At 70.0% G+C, this 15,356-nt stretch carries 12 protein-coding genes; 6 read left to right on the top strand and 6 right to left on the bottom strand.

Going from position 1 to position 15,356, the window contains the following annotated elements:
* Window positions 1-270 precede the first annotated feature (270 nt).
* Both VGV60_08565 and mgtE read right to left on the bottom strand, forming a co-directional pair.
* A complete protein-coding gene (locus VGV60_08565) occupies window positions 271-1,248 on the bottom strand; it encodes a HEAT repeat domain-containing protein (GenBank protein HEV8701310.1) in 978 nt (325 codons plus the stop codon).
* Between the two features lie 22 nt (window positions 1,249-1,270).
* Window positions 1,271-2,659, bottom strand: a complete 1,389-nt coding sequence (gene mgtE, locus VGV60_08570) for a magnesium transporter (GenBank protein HEV8701311.1) — start codon at window positions 2,657-2,659, stop codon at window positions 1,271-1,273.
* A 143-nt stretch (window positions 2,660-2,802) separates the two neighbouring features.
* On the opposite strand from mgtE, the gene moaC reads away from it, so the two are divergent.
* Entirely contained in the window at window positions 2,803-3,312 is a 510-nt protein-coding gene (gene moaC, locus VGV60_08575; GenBank protein ID HEV8701312.1) for a cyclic pyranopterin monophosphate synthase MoaC, read from the top strand.
* A gap of 24 nt (window positions 3,313-3,336) precedes the next feature.
* Here the strand turns inward: moaC and VGV60_08580 are convergent, their stop codons facing one another.
* Entirely contained in the window at window positions 3,337-6,075 is a 2,739-nt protein-coding gene (locus VGV60_08580) for an insulinase family protein (protein ID HEV8701313.1), read from the bottom strand.
* Between the two features lie 301 nt (window positions 6,076-6,376).
* Here VGV60_08580 and VGV60_08585 point away from each other — a divergent pair, with 301 nt between their 5' ends.
* Window positions 6,377-6,841: a hypothetical protein gene (locus VGV60_08585; protein HEV8701314.1), complete on the top strand. Its 465-nt coding sequence runs from the start codon at window positions 6,377-6,379 to the stop codon at window positions 6,839-6,841.
* Between the two features lie 149 nt (window positions 6,842-6,990).
* Here VGV60_08585 and VGV60_08590 read toward each other — a convergent pair whose 3' ends face one another.
* Window positions 6,991-7,374 (bottom strand): response regulator, encoded by a 384-nt coding sequence (locus VGV60_08590; protein HEV8701315.1) that lies wholly within the window; start codon window positions 7,372-7,374, stop codon window positions 6,991-6,993.
* Window positions 7,375-7,488: 114 nt separating this feature from the next.
* Between VGV60_08590 and VGV60_08595 the strand changes: the two genes are divergently transcribed.
* Window positions 7,489-9,015, top strand: coding sequence for a glycosyltransferase family 39 protein (locus tag VGV60_08595; protein ID HEV8701316.1), 1,527 nt, complete (start codon window positions 7,489-7,491; stop codon window positions 9,013-9,015).
* A 30-nt stretch (window positions 9,016-9,045) separates the two neighbouring features.
* Here VGV60_08595 and VGV60_08600 read toward each other — a convergent pair whose 3' ends face one another.
* Both VGV60_08600 and VGV60_08605 read right to left on the bottom strand, forming a co-directional pair.
* Window positions 9,046-10,563 carry a GIY-YIG nuclease family protein gene (locus tag VGV60_08600; GenBank protein ID HEV8701317.1) on the bottom strand — a complete coding sequence of 506 codons (1,518 nt, stop codon included), beginning with the start codon at window positions 10,561-10,563 and terminating at the stop codon, window positions 9,046-9,048.
* A 33-nt stretch (window positions 10,564-10,596) separates the two neighbouring features.
* Window positions 10,597-11,784, bottom strand: coding sequence for an FIST N-terminal domain-containing protein (locus VGV60_08605; GenBank protein ID HEV8701318.1), 1,188 nt, complete (start codon window positions 11,782-11,784; stop codon window positions 10,597-10,599).
* 88 nt (window positions 11,785-11,872) lie between these two features.
* Between VGV60_08605 and VGV60_08610 the strand changes: the two genes are divergently transcribed.
* The 3 genes from VGV60_08610 (at window position 11,873) to VGV60_08620 (ending at window position 15,323) form a co-directional block, all read left to right on the top strand.
* Window positions 11,873-12,832, top strand: coding sequence for a DMT family transporter (locus VGV60_08610; protein ID HEV8701319.1), 960 nt, complete (start codon window positions 11,873-11,875; stop codon window positions 12,830-12,832).
* A 113-nt stretch (window positions 12,833-12,945) separates the two neighbouring features.
* Entirely contained in the window at window positions 12,946-13,860 is a 915-nt protein-coding gene (locus tag VGV60_08615; GenBank protein ID HEV8701320.1) for a homocysteine S-methyltransferase family protein, read from the top strand.
* A complete protein-coding gene (locus tag VGV60_08620) occupies window positions 13,857-15,323 on the top strand; it encodes a trimethylamine methyltransferase family protein (protein HEV8701321.1) in 1,467 nt (488 codons plus the stop codon). Before VGV60_08615 ends, VGV60_08620 begins: the two co-directional genes overlap by 4 nt.
* Window positions 15,324-15,356 lie beyond the last annotated feature (33 nt).

Raw genomic sequence — 15,356 nt, forward strand, 5'->3', positions numbered from 1 at the left:
GTTCGTGAAAAAAATCACAACCAGGGACGCACTGCCGCGCCTCGTGCGATCGATCGGTCAATGCGGGGCGTCCCGAAAGGCGGTGTATCTTCAACCGAATCGACCGGGCTGTCAATACCAAAGCACCCCGCCTCCCGACGCCGGAAGAGCCTCGCTCCGTTAGCCGGGAGACAGTTCTCGCATGGCGAGGAGGAGAGGAGACACTCGGATTCGCGGCCGCCCGCCCTGGCCCGCAACTCGGGGCCGAGGACGGCTCGGAGAGCGCAGGATCTAGGGGGTCTTCCCGAGCGCCTCGATGGTCTCGAGGGCGGCCTGGCGGACACGCAGGCTCGGGTCGGATGCCCCGAGGGCCTGCAGGGCGTCGAGCCGTCCGCGGTCGCGCAGTCCGGCGAGGGCCCGGAGGGCGTTCAGGATCGCGTCCTCCTTCTGGTCCTCCGTGAGGGATCGGGGGCGCCCCGTGTCGTCCGGCCGCTGCACCTGATCGAGGTAGGTGCGATCGATCATGCGCGCCAGGAGCGGAAGGCCGGCAGGGTCCTGCCTGCGTGCGAGGGCCAGAGCGGCGTTCCAGGCGACGTCCTCGACCGGATCGTTGAGGAGGGTCCGGAGGGGCGCCAGGGCCTCGGGCGCATCGATCCCCCCCAGCGCATAGGCCGCGATTTTGCGGAGCCCCGCATCCGGGTGATCGAGGAGGGGCAGGAGAGCCGCCGCGGCGCGCCGGTCGCCGATCGCCCCCAGCGCCCAGGCGGCGTAGATCGTGGTCTGCTCGTCCGCGTCGGCCAGGGCGGCCGTGAGGGCGTCGACGCCGCGGGGATCGCGGATCTCTCCCAGCGACAGCGCCAGGTATCGGCGAACCCGCGGATCGGCGTCGCGCGAGGCCTCGAAGAGCGCGATGAGATCAGTGGCGAACCCGGGGTCACGGACCGCATGGCCCTCCTGGGCCAGGAGTCTCGACAGCTCGAAGGCCGGCTGCCATGCGTCCACGCGACGCAGGCGGATCTCATCGAGGTAGGAGGAGGGGGGCTTCCCCTCGCCCGCGATCATGCCGAAGAGGACATAGACCGCGATGGCCAGTCCCGCGAGCCCGACGGGGAAGAGCAGGATGGGCGACAGGCGGCGCGACGGCGCGGCCGGCTCCGCCGGCACCTCGGCCGGCTCGTGCACCGCCAGGTCGGGATCGTAACGGATGCCGCCCGGGATGTCGGTGTCCGAACGCAGATCGGGCGTCTCATCCTGCCTGCGGTCTCTCATGGCGGTCATTATAGGTGCGGCGCTACGAGAGGTAGTCGAGAAGGAGCGTGCCGAGCCCCAGAAACGCCAGGAAGCCGCAGCAGTCCGTGAAGGTCGTGACGATCACCCCCGATCCCAGCGCGGGATCGAGCTTCATCCATTTCAGGACCAGCGGGATGGCGGCGCCGGCGGCGCCGGCCACGAGCAGGTTGATCATCATCGCGAGGCAGATCACCAGGCCGAGCATCGGGTTTCCCTTCCACACGATGGCGATCAGCGCCATCAGGAGGCCGGTCGCCACACCGATCGAGGCGCCGACGGTGACCTCCTTGAGGATGGCGCGCCGCGCCGAGCTGAAGTCGATCTCCCCCAGCGCGATGCCGCGGATGATGACGGTCAGGGCCTGGGTGGCGCCGTTGCCCCCCATGCCGGCGACGACGGGCATGAAGGTCGCGAGCGCCACCACCCGGGCGATGGACCCCTCGAAGAGCGACACGACCGACGAGGCCAGGACGGCGGTCCCCAGGTTGATCACCATCCAGGGGAGCCGGCGGCGCACCGACTCGCGCGCCGGCGTGCCGATGCGGTCCTCGGTGTTCAGTCCGGCCATGCGGTACATCTCGCGCGTCGTCTCGTCGGTGATGGCGTCGATGACGTCGTCGACGGTGATGATCCCTGCGAGCACGTTGCCGGAGTCGACCACCGGCACCGCCAGCAGGTTGTAGCGCGCGATGACCTCCGCGACCTCGGCGCGCGGCGTGTCGATGCGCACCTGGATTACTTTTTGATTCATGATCTCCCGCAGCTCCTGGTCGTGCCGCGCCAGGACGAGCTGCCGCAGGGACACCACGCCCTCCAGGCGCATGGTTTCGTCAACGACGTAGAGGTAGAAGACCATCTCCGCCTCCGGCTCGCTGCGGATGCGTGCGATCGCCTCGCCGACGCGCGTGTGCCGATCGAGCGCCACGAACCGCGTGGTCATCATGCCGCCGGCCGTCGCCGGGCCATAGGTCATCAGGCGATAGAGGGTGGCGGCGGTCTTCTCGTCCAGGAGCTTCAGGACGGCGTCGGCCCGTTCTTCGGGAAGGAGGCGGAGGAGATCGGTCGCCTCGTCGGGGGCCTGCCGCGACACCAGCGTCGCGACGCGCTCGTCCCCCGCGTGAGCCAGGATCTCCGCCATCTGGGCCTGCGGCAGGCCGGCCAGGACCTCGCCGGCGCGCTCGTGGGCGAGGAGGACCTCCAGGAACGCCTTGCGCTCCGCCGGCGCGAGCGACCTCAGAATCTGCACCACGTCCGGCGCGCGCATGCGATCGAGCAGGCGCGCCACGTCCTCGAGGGCTCCGAGCCGGACGAACCGGCGGATGACCCGCGTGTAGGCGCGCCCGCCGCGCGGCGGCTTGGGCGCCTGGACGTGCGTCTGGGTTGAGGTCACGGGATGATCTCCGGACGGAACGGGGAACGGTGCCGGACGGGTCGTATTCTACTCTCAACGATCCGAACGGCGCGCCGGGAGAATCGGACCCGGCTCCCCGAAGAGTCCGCCCCGCGTGCTATCGTGGGCGGCCCGGAGGCGGCATGAAACGATCACCCCGAAGACGAGGGCACACCCCCGCGCGCCTGACCCACCTGGATCGGAAGGGGCAGGCGCGCATGGTCGACGTGAGCGGCAAGCCGCCGACCCTCAGGGAGGCGGTCGCCGGCGGATCGATCCGGATGAGCCGCCCGGCCTGGCGCGCCATCCGCTCGGGCCGGGCCGGCAAGGGGGACGCGATCGCGCTGGCGCGCGTGGCCGGCATCGCGGCGGCCAAGAGGACCTCCGAGCTGATCCCGTTGTGCCACGCCATTCCCCTGGAGCACGTCGGCGTCGACATCCGCCTTGGCAGGGACGGGATGAGCGTCGACGTGGAGGCGACGGCGCGCGCGCGGTGGAGCACCGGCGTCGAGATGGAGGCCCTAGTCGCCGCCGCGACCGCCCTGCTCACCCTCTACGACATGGTGAAGGCGGTCGATCGCGGCATGACGATCGAGTCGGTCCGGCTTCTGCGGAAGAGCGGCGGCCGGAGCGGCCTGTACACCCGGACCTAGGAGCCGGCGCCGGACCCGGACAGGCTAGTTCGCCTGCGGCCCGACCTTGACGACGATCCAGGACTCGGGACGGAGAAAGCGGGACGCCATGTCCTTCAACCGGGCGGGGGAAGGAGCGGAGGCCGGGGCCGAAGGCTTGCCCCGGGCCCGGGTCGCGAGCCCGGCCACCTCGCGATACCCGAGGCTGCTGGCGAGCGCCGCGACGCCCTGGAGCTCGGACGTCTCTCGCGCGGCCTCGACGCGCGCGAAGTCGTCCACGTCCTTCTGATCGAGCGGTTCGAGCGCCAGCCGGCGCATCAATCGCTGGACGTCGAACACCGCCTCCTCCCGCCGCGCGGGCTGGGTGACGACCAGGATCGCCAGCGCCCCGCCGTCGCGCAGGGCCTCGGGGACCGCGCTGGCGGAAAAGGCGGCCCGCCGTCCGAACACCATGTCCTCGAAGGACAGGACGGTCAAGGCGGCGCCCAGCAGTCGAACGTCGTCGAAATCGGGATCGGAGATGGACGTCGCGGGGACCCCGACGAGCACGGTGCTCTGCGACCCGCTCATCAACCGGCTGACCTCGCCGGGTTGCGCGTGCTCGACCGCCGGGCCCGGCGCCACCGGGGGGCCGTCGGCCCCCTTCGGGTTCTTCCAGTCGCCGAACTGATCCTCCACCGCCTTCCTGGCGTCGGCCGCCAGCACGTCTCCCGCGATCGCCAGCACCGCCCCCCGCGGCCCCAGCCGGCGCTTCAGGAAGTCCTCGACGTCGGCCAGCGCGAGCGCATCGAGGCCTGTGGTCGTTCCGACGGCCGGATGCGCATACGGGTGACCGGCGTAGACCTTCTCGCGGAACAGCTCCAGGGTCATAAACGAGGGGTCGGTGTCGGCCCTTTCGAGCGCCTGGCGGCTGCCCCTGCGCACCGCCGCGAACGAGGCCTCGGTCGGGGTCGCCTTCCGCAACCAGCCCGCCAGGGCCTGCAGTCCGGCGTTCAGCCCGCCGGGGTCGACGCGGAAGCGAATTTCGGTCAGGTCGCGGGACACGAGGACCTCCGGCACCGGACTCGGACGCTCGGCTTCGCCGGAACTCTGGCCGCGCGCCGAAGCGGCCGGGGCCATCGGCAGAACGTGGGCGGCCACATAGGCCAGCCCCTCCTTGCCGGCCGGGTCATGTCCCGAGCCGAACGGAAGCTGCAGGGAAACCGCCAGAAGTGAGTGCCGGTGATCCTCCCGGACCACGAGCCCCAGCCCGTTGTCCAGCACCGCACGGACGGGAGGATTCGCCCCGCGGGCGTCGCGCGGATCGCCCCAGGCCTCGGGCCGCAGGCGGGCAGCCTCCTCGGGCGCGTACAGGGCGGTCTGGAGCGAGGGAGCGGGGAGGCTCGCGGCGACCCCGCCGAGCTCGTCCAGCGCCGCGTGGAAAACGTCCTTGTCCTCCTCCCTCTGGGCCGGTGTGGTCTTCGGCACGATCACCACGAGGCGTAGGTTCTCGCCCACCAGGTATTTTGCCGCGACGCGGTTGACCTCGGCGGCCGTGAGGCGGGCATAGACATCGGGCAGGTCCCAGTAGTAGCGCACGCCGCCGAACAGGGCCGCTTCTCCCAGGCCCTCGCTGCGCTCGGCCAGGCGCTCGGCCTTCAGGCGCTCTTCGAGGAGGATCCTCCGCACGTGGCCCCGGACCTCCTCGTCCTTCATGCCGCGTTTCTTGAAGGCCACGAGCTCCTTGAGGGCCGAGGTTGCCGCGGCGTACGACAGCTCCGGCGTGGCGGGGACCATGCCGATGTAGAGCAGGCCGGCCTCCTCGAGCCGGTAATAGCTGACGCGCACCTGCGAGCCCGCGCTGTCCCGCACCAGGGCCGCCTGGATGGGGGAGCGTCCGGCTTCGCCCAGCGCCCGCGCCAGCACCTCGAACGCCGCCCGATCCGGGTGCCGGTAGCCGGGGCCGACGAACGACAGAGTGGTCCAAGGCTCTCGCAGGTCGAGCGGCTTCTCCTTGTCGTCGTGTCCGGCAAACCCCTGGAGCGACGGGGGCTTTTCCGGCAGGGTGGCGCTTGGCGCCGCCTTGCCGAATGCCTGCTCGGCCAGGGCGAATCCCCGCCCCGGATCCAGGTCTCCTGCGAGGACCAGGGCCATGTTGTTCGGCACGTACAGGTTCTTGTAGAAGGCCGAAAGCGGGTCATGCTTCAAGGTGCCGATGGTCTTCAGGTTACCGAGGGGCGGAAAGCGATAGGGGTGATTCGGGAAGGCGGCGCGCATCGCCTCCAGAAACGCGACCATGGACGGATCGTCGTAATACTGGTGCACCTCCTGCGACAGCGTGCCGAGCTCGAGATCGATTTCCTTGTTGTCCAGCTTGGCCCTCAGGGCCATGCCGGCCACGGCGTCCACCTGGTCCGCGACGAGGGACGATACGCCGGTCGCCGTGATGTGCGTGCGATCGTAGTTGGCCCGCACCGCGAGCGATCCCCCCCAGCGGTGGGCCCGTTTCTGGTACTCGAACGGCCCGGTGGTGTCGGTGCCGCGCTGGATGAGGTGCTCGAGGAAGTGCGCGTAGCCGGCCGATGTCTCGATCTCGTCCTTGCTCCCCGATCCGACCCACAGGCTGACGGCGGTCAGGGGGAGCGTGTGATCCTCGAGGACCACCACCTTGAGCCCGTTCGCGAGAGTGCGGCTCTCCGGCACGCCGGGTGCGGCGAAGCTGCGCGGGATAGCGGCGCCCGAGAGCAGAATCCCGAGGCAGGCGCTTCCGGCCGTGCGGCCTGATCGGATCAGGATCGATTTCATGAGACCACGCATCGGACGGGCGCTCCGAGGAAGCGGGCATTATAGCGGCCGCCTGCCGGGCTTTCAACGGGACTCGTCGTCATGAATTTGACGATGCGCCGAAAGCCGCTCTGGCTGCGGTGTTGACGCAGAATTCCGAGCGAAGAATCCGATTGCCCGCCTCACGCTCTCGCCGTATATGAACGGGACTCAGCGCCGCAGAGTTTGAGGCCGGGCTCAATCGGGTTGGGCCCGGACCGCCAGGATGGGGCGATGGTTCGCACGACGAATCGCCCGGCCCGGCGCATCGGGAGGATTCACGATGAAAGTGTCGGTCGTGCTCTTGGGCCTCGTGTGGCCCGTTCTCACCTTTGGTCAACAGCTCTATACGAACGCCGATCTCGCGAAGTTCGACATGCCCGGGGCGTACTCGAACAAGGACCTGAGGCGCCTGCCGCCGTCTTCGATCCAGCCGCGGGCGGCCACGGGCCTGCCGCCGTACACGCCCCCCCCGCGGGAGGACGCCCTGTACCAGAGGGCGTACGACGCCCTGCACCTGACTCGCGTCGCGCTGCAGGCGGAGCTCGACTTCGAGATGGGCCGGATCGCCTTCTCCGAATCGGCCCTGGCGGGGGACACCGGTGTCATCGCGCCGCGTCTGGGCTACCGCGCGGCCGTGGCGCCGCTCGTTCTCGAATTGCAGAAACGGGTCGCCCTTCTCGATCGGCAGATGGACTCCGTGCTCGATGCGGCACGCCGCGCCGGCGCGGTGGTCGATCAAAGGTGAGGGCGATGATCATCTGGGGTTAGACGAACTGCTGCACGAAAGCGCCCGCACTGAGGGGCGCTCCCTCCTCCACGGAACAGACGCCACGGGCGGCCGCGACACCGTCCGTGGCGTCGATCGTTTGGAGCCTGCCCGACGCGGACCGGCTGCTAGGCGACGCGCTTCTTGGCGATCTTGTCGACCGCCTCGATCAGGGATTCGAGCTGGAAGGGCTTGCTCAGAAAGCCGGCGCCGACCGAGCCGAGATGGTCGACGGTGCTCTGCCCGAACAGGATGCCCGAGATGAACAGGATCCGATCGGAGAGGCCGGGATCGAGCCGCTTGATCTCCTGCGCCAGGATGAAGCCGTTCATGTCGGGGAGCAGAAGGTCCAGGATGATCATCGAGTAGCCGCCCACCTGGACGCGGGCGAGCGCCTCCTGGCTGTTGGTGACCGTGTCGATGGTGTAGCCGCAGCCTTCCAGGGTCTCGCGCACGAGATCGAGGACCGTGGCATCGTCGTCGACGAGCAGGATCTTCGTGGTCGGGGGCATGACACTCCACGGCCGCGCGTGGCCGACTGAACCCAATATAGGGAGCCGGATGCAGAACGCAAGGGGGCTGCCGACCGTCAAGCCATTGGCGTTCCGGACGGTATAATCGGCCGGATGGAACGCCGGCTCGGGCCTCCTCTTCTTTTGTTATGGTTCGCGCTGGGCGCGGCGACGCTCCTGCGCTTCGTCGATCTGTCCGGCCTTCCGCCCGCGCACTATCGGGACGTGGCCACGACCGCCACCGACGCCCTGCGGGCCGCCTCGGGGCACCCGCGGCTGCACTACGCCTACGACGAGGGACTGTATTCCAATCTGATGGGGCTGGTCTTCCTGCTGCTCGGCGCCTCCGATTGGACGGTCCGGGCTCCGGGAGCGCTGTTCGGGGTCCTGACCTGCCTTGGGGTGTTCCGTCTCGGGAAGGCGCTCGGCCAGGAGAGGGCCGGACTATTCGGCGCCGTCCTCCTCGCCGTCTCCTTCTGGCATGTCCTGCTGAGCCGAAGCGGCTTCCGGGCCATCCTCCTTCCCTGTCTCCTGGTTCATTCGATCGCTCTGCTCGTCGAGGGGCTCGGGGGCAGGGGAGCCTGGCGTCCGATCGTGGGAGGAGCGCTGTTCGGGCTGGGGATCCACGTCTACCCGGCATTCCGCTTCGCCCCGCTCCTCCTGCCGGCGTACCTGCTCGTCGAATGGTCGCGCTCGCGGGAGGGGCGGGGTACGGTGCTCAGGAACATCCTGCTGTTTGGGGCGGCCGCCTTCGCCGTCGCTTCGCCGATGCTGCTCCACTACCTGCACCATCCGGAGCACTTCAATTATCCTCACCGCGTCCTGTCGGTCTTCAGTCCGAAAGTGACGGCCGCGGAGGTCCCCGCGCACCTGGCGGCGAACCTGAAGGCCACGCTCCTGATGTTCCACGTCTCGGGGGATGCGAACTGGCGCCACAATCTGAGCGGCGCGCCAATGCTCGATCCGCTCACCGGCCTCCTGTTTCTCCTGGGGCTCGTCCTGGTGTGGAGGCGACCGGCGCGGATGCCCGCACTCCTCCTCGGCTGGCTCGGGGCGCTGCTCCTCCCGAATCTCCTGTCGGTCGAGGGGGTGCCGCACGGCCTCAGGAGCTCGGGGGTCCTGCCGGCGGTGGCCCTGCTGGCGGGGGCCGGGCTCGAGAGCGCCGTCGACTTCCTGGCGCGCCGCCGCAGGCCGGGGGAGGGAACCGTACTGGCCGCGGGCGTCGTCGCCCTGATCCTGATCGGCGACTTCACGGCCTACCGGTATTTCGTCATCTGGGGGCACGATCCGCGGATGGCGGAGGCGCACGATGTGGCGTTGAAGGCGGCCGCCCGGGTGCTGCGGGACGCGCCCCCCGGGGTCGAGCGGTTCCTGGTCGCGAACGGCACAGGATTCCCGGTCAATGGCCACCCGGTCGAAGCCGAGGTGTACCTGTTCGAGCTCCGGGACCGGCCGCCCGTCCTTCTCGGTCCGAAGGACGCAGGGCGCCTGGCCCTTTCGGATCGACCCGCCCTGGTCGCCCTGATCAGGAGGGACGACCGGATCCTCGGAATCCTGCGCCAGCTCAATCCCCAGGCGTCGATCGTCGAGGTCGGCGGCCCGGGACTGTCGCCCGAGAGCCCTGTCTACCGGGTGAACTAGGAACCCGAAAAGGCTCCCAGACGCCCGCGGTCAACGCGCGACGGTCCGCCCTGGTCCGGAGAGCGCCGCGCCCGCCAGGACGCGCAACCGTGCAGCCGCCTCGCTCGCCGAGGCGCACTCGTCGACGTCCAGGACGTTCACGTCGTCCCTGTGCCTGCGGAGGAACGAGCTGACCAGCTGCCAGTCGATGTCGACTCCTGTGTCGTCCGGGACCCCGGCCCGGGCGGGAGAGTCGGCGCGTCCCGCAAAGAAGATCCGCTCGAGGAGCCCGAGCGCGCCGTCGACGCCGCCGAGACGCGCCAGGTAGCGCCCCCCGCGCAGGAAGTGCAGGGTGCATCCCGCCTCGGACGGTCGCGGGCCGGGGGCGTCTCTCAGGACGACCACCAGGTTGAGGCGCGGGCCATAGGGCGCCGGGCGCTCGTGGACGTCGAACTGCCGGTTGAGGCGCGGGCGGTGCTCGGTGATCAGGGCCGCCTCGACCAGCGCCGCCTCCATCTCGGAAGCGACCGTGTCGTACGCCAGGGAGTGGATCTGCTCCAGGACCGCCCGTCCCTTGGCCGTGCCGCGGGCCGAAGGGGCGAAATAGGACCCGAGACGCACCCGGAGGTTCTTGGCCTTGCCGACGTAGAAGACCTCTCCGCGGGAATCGAGGAAGCGGTACACGCCGGGGACGGCGGGCAGGGCCTTGAGATCCTCCGCGGAAAACGCGCACCCCGACAGATCCACGGGCGGTGCCGGCATGTCCTGGTACTCGAGCAGGGTCTCCAGAGAGTCGACCCCGCGCTCCTTGAGAAGGGGAAGGAGCCGCAGGAACGACGCGGCGACGAGACGGACGCGCCCCCGGCAATCGTCGGGCCCGCCGGCCTCCTCCCCCAGAGCGGCCGCCAGGTCCACGACGGCGTGGTTCGCCTTGAGCCCCAGAAGCAGATGGCCCAGCTTGGCGGCGGAAATCACCGGCGCCTGAAAGGGCAGGCCCGAGGCGGCACCCAGGCGGCGGATCGGCTCCACCTCGCGCGCCACGCGATGGCAGACGACCGGCAGATCGCCGATCGTCTGCAACAGGTCCTCGAGGACGGCAGGAGTCAGTCCCCTGGCTGCCGGCTCGTCCCCCGGCCGGGCGTCCTCGTCGTCGGCCCAGGCGGGGAAGTGCTCCTCCTGGCAGGCCTCCCCCGCGATAACGGGCAGGAGGCTCACGACCTGGACGGCGCCGCTCCCGGCCGGCCCGGCCCCCTCCGATGCGAGGGCGACGAAGTCCGAGAGCGCCATGCCCTGCCGCGCCGGCGGGACGCCCCGGTCCGCCGCGGCATCATCCAGGGCGGGCGCGCCCGCGGCGGCGCGGGCCCCCTTCACCAGCGACCAGCCTTCGTCCGGGCGGTGCACGACGCCGGGCACCGTGGCGAGAAATGGGGCCAGCAGGCGGCGGCAGGTCTCTTCGTCGCCATGCTCGATGCGCAGGAAGCGGGAAGCCAGACTGCGGCTGGTCTCCGCCCGCCCCGTGGCGCGCAGGTGCGCGACGATCTCATTCTGGAGGGCGGGAATCCTGGTCATGTCTCCGGACGGCAGGATGGGCGGGCGACACCATTATACGTCGGAGCTCTCGCCGATGAGCGCCAGGACGCCGGTGTGCGTGAACAGCCGGTTCTCGCCTCGCAGGGGCGCGATTTCGGCGTTGCCGAAGAAGCCGGCGAGCGGCAGATTCCCCAGGGCGGACGAGATGTAGGCCGTGTCGATGCCGGGCATCCCGTACAGGGACGAGCCCCTGGCGGCGCAGTTGAAGTAGAGGCCGAAGCGGAATTCCTCCCTGGCGACCGCCGGCGCGAGCGGCCTGAGCATCTCCTTCAGGTCCTGGCGGGCCGCGTGCGCCTCGCGCAGCACGAAGTGGACCGGCTCGCCCTCCCTCACGGTGGCGGCGATCACCAGGGCGCCCCGCGCGGCGTCGACGCCGATGAGTTGGCGAACCAGGTACTCGCCGGGGGCCATGGTCTCCTGGTTCGGGTCGGGGGGCAGGCCGACGAACAGGTGCCCCGCGAGACGTTCGATCGAGGAGGCCAGAGGCGGGGGTAGTCGTGCGCGCAGGACGTCCAGCGCCGGACGCGAGTCGATCTTCAGGATGACGTTGCCATCCCCGGCGGTGATGCGTCCCATCGGACCGAGAGGCTGGCAGCCCTGGGTGATGCCGATGGCACGGCGCAGGCCCCCCGACAGATGGAGCCCCGCGATGGACCGGCTGGCGACGTTCCGTCCATAGAACTGAAAGGTGCTCCGCAGTGCCGGGTCGCCCGAGGCCGCGGCCCCCACCGCCTCGCGCCCCGGCGCGGCGCGCCCGATCTCGTGCAGGAGGTGGTCGGGCCGGGCGGCCAGAGGGTCCGGCAGGAGGACCAGGAGCCCGCCGGCCCGGCCCTGGATCTGCCGGCCGATCTCGCGGGCCGCGCCGCGCGGGTCGTCGTCGCCGATCGGCGCGTACAGGGTCTCGGCGCTCAGACGATCGGATCGCACCGCGAGCACGACGGCGCCGGGACGCCCTTCGATCTCCTCCGACCCGCTCAGGACGCCGGAAGCGCTGCAGCCCGCGATGAACTCGGTGCCGAGCGTCCTCTGGATCTCGGCCAGCATGACGGCGTACTGGGGCCGGTGCGAGGAGGTGATGAAGGCCAGGCCCCAGTCGGCGCGCGCCGAGCCGCAGCCCTCGAGCGCCTGGCGCGCCGCGCTCCTCGCGGCGGCGAGCGCCTCGGTCTCCCCGGAAATTCCGACGCCGGCCCCGGTCCCCATCGTGGCCACGATATCACGACTATAATTCGCGGCTTCGGGCTGCCGCCGCCGGCGGCCGCGGAGGGTGGCCGTGCCGTCCGAGACGCGAATGCGAGAGTCGCCGTCGCCCGATGTGCGCGGATTCGCGCTCATCATCGCCTCGGCGTTCTGCTATTCGCTCCTGTCGATCTTCGGCAAGTTCGCCCTGGCGCTCGGTCTGCCGCTTTGGCCCCTCCTGGCGTCCCGCTATCTGTTCGCCGCCGCGATCCTCTGGCTCTGGGTCCTGGGCGCGCGAGAGTACCGGCGGGCGTGCGTCCATCTCCCCGGCCGTCGCCGGGCGGAACTGATCGTGTGGGGCATCGTCGGATATTCGGGGCAGTCGGCCCTCTTCTTCCTGGCCCTGAAGCGGATTCCGGCGGGGTTGACGGAAGTGCTCCTGTACACCTGCCCCGCCTTTCTCGCCCTGATGCTCTGGGGGATCTCGCGACGTCGCCCGAAGTCGTCGCGGCTCGGGGCGATTGTCCTGGCGATGATGGGCGTCTGGCTGTGCGCCGGCCCCATCGGCGGCGCCGTGGATGCGACGGGGGCGGCGCTGGCGGTCTTGTCGGGACTGTGGTACGCGGGTTTCCTCATCTGGATGCACCACCTGACGCCCGGCATCCCGGGAGCGGTCTCCGGCGCCTACATCATCACCGGGGCGGCCCTCTCCTTCGGGGCGGGAAGCGCGCTTCTCGGCGGCGGGTTCCTCTGGCCGCGGACGGCGATGGAGTGGGGGAGCATGGCCGGGCTCGTCCTGTCGTCGACGGTATTCGGATTCGTGCTGTTCCTGGCCGGCCTGAAGAGGGTCGGTCCTCAGGTGGCATCGGTCCTGAGCACCTTCGAGCCGCTCGGCACCCTCCTCCTGGCCGCCTTCCTGCTCGACGAGAGGCTCCGGCCGCTGCAGTGGGCCGGCGCGGCCCTCATCATCGGGGCCGCCTTCGTCCTCGCCGCGACCGGTCCCATCGAAGAGGACCGGGTCGGTCCCGCCGACGCCCCCTTCCCGGCCCTGCCCGAGACCCCGGGTGCATGATCCGTGACCGGCTCCCAGGACCGGCTCCCAGCGCGAATGGGCTCGCGAGGCGGCGGCGGCTGCGTTAGAATAAGCTCTCGCTGCGCACCCGGTTTCACATGACGGGATAGGGGATGAAGCCCGATTTCCGCGAGCTGGTCCAGAAACGCCTGGTCGTCTACGACGGCGGCATGGGGACCATGCTGTTCGCCGCCGGCCTCCTCGACGGGGAGTCGCCGGAGCCCTGGAACTGGGAGAAGCCGGAGGTCGTCAACGAAGTCTACCGCGCCTATTACGAAGCCGGATCGGACGTGGTCCAGACGAACACCTTCGGCGGCACCCCCATCAAGCTGTCGGAGCGCGACCTGCAGGACCGCACCTACGACGCCAACTGCCTGGCCGCGAAGGCCCTGAAGGGGATCTGCCCCGGGGATCGCTACGCGGCCGGGGACGTCGGCCCGATCGGCAAGTTCATGAAGCCGATGGGGGAGTTCACGCGCGAGGAGTTCGACGCCTCGTTCGAGGCGCAGGTCGAGGGGCTCGTCGACGGGGGCGTCGACCTGATCTCGATCGAGACGATGTACTCCCTCGAGGAGGCGCTGTGCGCCCTGCGCGCCGCGAAGAAGCGGTCGTCGCTGCCGGTCGTGGTCTGCATGACGTTCGATCGGAACCCGCGCGGCTTCTTCACCCTGATGGGGGAGACCGTGCCGCACTGCCTGAAGGTGCTCAAGGACAACGGGGCGGACATCGTGGGCAGCAACTGCTCACACGGCAGCCCGGTGTTCATCGAGCTGGCGCGCCTCCTGCGGGACAGCACGGACCTCCCCATCATCGTGCAGCCGAACCGGGGGAAGCCGATTCTCGAGAAAGAGTCCATGGCCTACAAGCAGACGGTGGAGGAGTTCGTGATCGACGCCCGCACCATCGCCGCGATCGGCGTGAATGTCTTCGGCGGCTGCTGCGGCACCACGCCCGAGTTCATCGCCGGCCTGAGCCAGGCCGTGAAGCACGGCGCCCCCTGCGCCGCCTCCCGGGAGGACCGCCCTTGAGCCTCGTTCCCACCTTCAGGCCCCGCATCCAGATGCTCTCCAAGGAGATGATCGACCGGATCATCGACGAGGCGTTCGAGGTCCTCGGCACCATCGGGCTGCAGTTCGAGCACCCGAAGGCGCTGGCCCTTCTGGGCGAGCACGGCCAGCGCATCGACCGGGCGTCCGAGCGCGCCTGGCTGAGCCGCGACTTCGTCGAGAAGGCCATCCGGACGGCACCGAAATCCTTCAAGATCTGGAACGTCACGGGGGACGCCTCGATCGAGGTCGGGGGGGACAACGTCACGTACGACCCCGGTTCGGCGGCGATCAAGATGCTCGAGACGGACGGCCACACGCGCCCCTCGACTTCGGCCGACTACATCCGCCTGGCGCGCGTGGTGCAGCAGCTCCCGCACATCCGCGCCGCGTCGACCTCGCTCGTCCCGTCGGACGTGCCGATGGAGATCTCCGACTTCTACCGGCTCTACCTGGCGGTGCAGCACTGCAACAAGCCGATCGTCACGGGGCTGTTCCGCGAGGAGTCGTTCCCGGCGACGCTCGAGATCCTGAGCGTCATCCGGGGCTCGGCGAAGGAGGCAGCCGAGAAGCCCCTGGCCATCTTCGACGCCTGCCCGTCGTCCCCCCTGCGGTGGAGCATCCTCACCTCCGAGAGCATCATGGAATGCGCCCGGCACAACCTCCCGTCGGAGATCATCTCCGTCCCCCTGACCGGCGCGACGGGGCCGGTGACGTTCTCCGGCACCCTGGTGGTCCACACCGCCGAGAACCTGGCGGGAATTGCCCTGGCGCAGGCGGTCCGTCCGGGGGCGCCGGTGGTCTATGGCGGCGCGCCGTGCCTGATGGACATGCGGGCGGGCCAGACCCCGTTCGGATCGCTCGAGACGTACATGATCGACTGCGCCTACGCGCAGATCGGCAAGACCTTCGGGTTCCCGATCCACTCCTACATGGGCCTGTCCGACTCGAAAGTGGTGGATGCGCAGGCGGGCTACGAGTCGGGCATGGGAGTGATGTTCGCGGCGCTCGCCGGGGTGAACATCGTCTCGGGCGTCGGCATCCTGGACTTCATCACCTGCCAGAGCCTCGAGAAGCTCGTCATCGACAACGAGCTGTGCGGCATGGCGTACCGCCTGATCGACGGGATCAAGCACCGGCACGAGAAGATGGCCATCGACTTCCTCCCCGACGCGGTGAAGGCCGGACACTTCCTCGGCCATCCGACGACCCTCAAGCTCTTCAAGGAAGAGGGATACATGCCGGGCAAGGTGGTCGACCGCAGCTCCGCCCCCCAGGGCGGGGGCGGCCCCTCCGATTACCAGCGCGCCCAGGCCAGGGTGAAGGAGCTCCTCGCCATGGAGCCGTTCCACCTTGCCGAGGACAAGGTCAGGGAGCTCGACCGGATCGTCCTGCGCGAGTCGAAGGAGTTCGGCATGGAGGCGATCCCGGCCTTCGCCGGCTGAGGCGCCCCGCCGTCCGCGCGCGCTCCCCCGACA

The sequence above is a fragment of the Candidatus Polarisedimenticolia bacterium genome (genome assembly GCA_036001465.1).
Lineage (GTDB): Bacteria > Acidobacteriota > Polarisedimenticolia > Gp22-AA2 > Gp22-AA2 > Gp22-AA3.

Excerpts from the sequence above, each read along its gene's own strand:
- VGV60_08565 (HEV8701310.1), bottom strand. The coding sequence starts at position 1,248 with ATGAGAGACCGCAGGCAGGATGAGACGCCCGATCTGCGTTCGGACACC.
- moaC (HEV8701312.1), top strand. The coding sequence starts at position 2,803 with ATGAAACGATCACCCCGAAGACGAGGGCACACCCCCGCGCGCCTGACC.
- VGV60_08590 (HEV8701315.1), bottom strand. The coding sequence starts at position 7,374 with ATGCCCCCGACCACGAAGATCCTGCTCGTCGACGACGATGCCACGGTC.
- VGV60_08610 (HEV8701319.1), top strand. The coding sequence starts at position 11,873 with ATGCGAGAGTCGCCGTCGCCCGATGTGCGCGGATTCGCGCTCATCATC.
- VGV60_08580 (HEV8701313.1), bottom strand. The coding sequence starts at position 6,075 with ATGAAATCGATCCTGATCCGATCAGGCCGCACGGCCGGAAGCGCCTGC.
- VGV60_08605 (HEV8701318.1), bottom strand. The coding sequence starts at position 11,784 with ATGGGGACCGGGGCCGGCGTCGGAATTTCCGGGGAGACCGAGGCGCTC.
- VGV60_08595 (HEV8701316.1), top strand. The coding sequence starts at position 7,489 with ATGGAACGCCGGCTCGGGCCTCCTCTTCTTTTGTTATGGTTCGCGCTG.
- VGV60_08585 (HEV8701314.1), top strand. The coding sequence starts at position 6,377 with ATGAAAGTGTCGGTCGTGCTCTTGGGCCTCGTGTGGCCCGTTCTCACC.
- VGV60_08600 (HEV8701317.1), bottom strand. The coding sequence starts at position 10,563 with ATGACCAGGATTCCCGCCCTCCAGAATGAGATCGTCGCGCACCTGCGC.
- VGV60_08615 (HEV8701320.1), top strand. The coding sequence starts at position 12,946 with ATGAAGCCCGATTTCCGCGAGCTGGTCCAGAAACGCCTGGTCGTCTAC.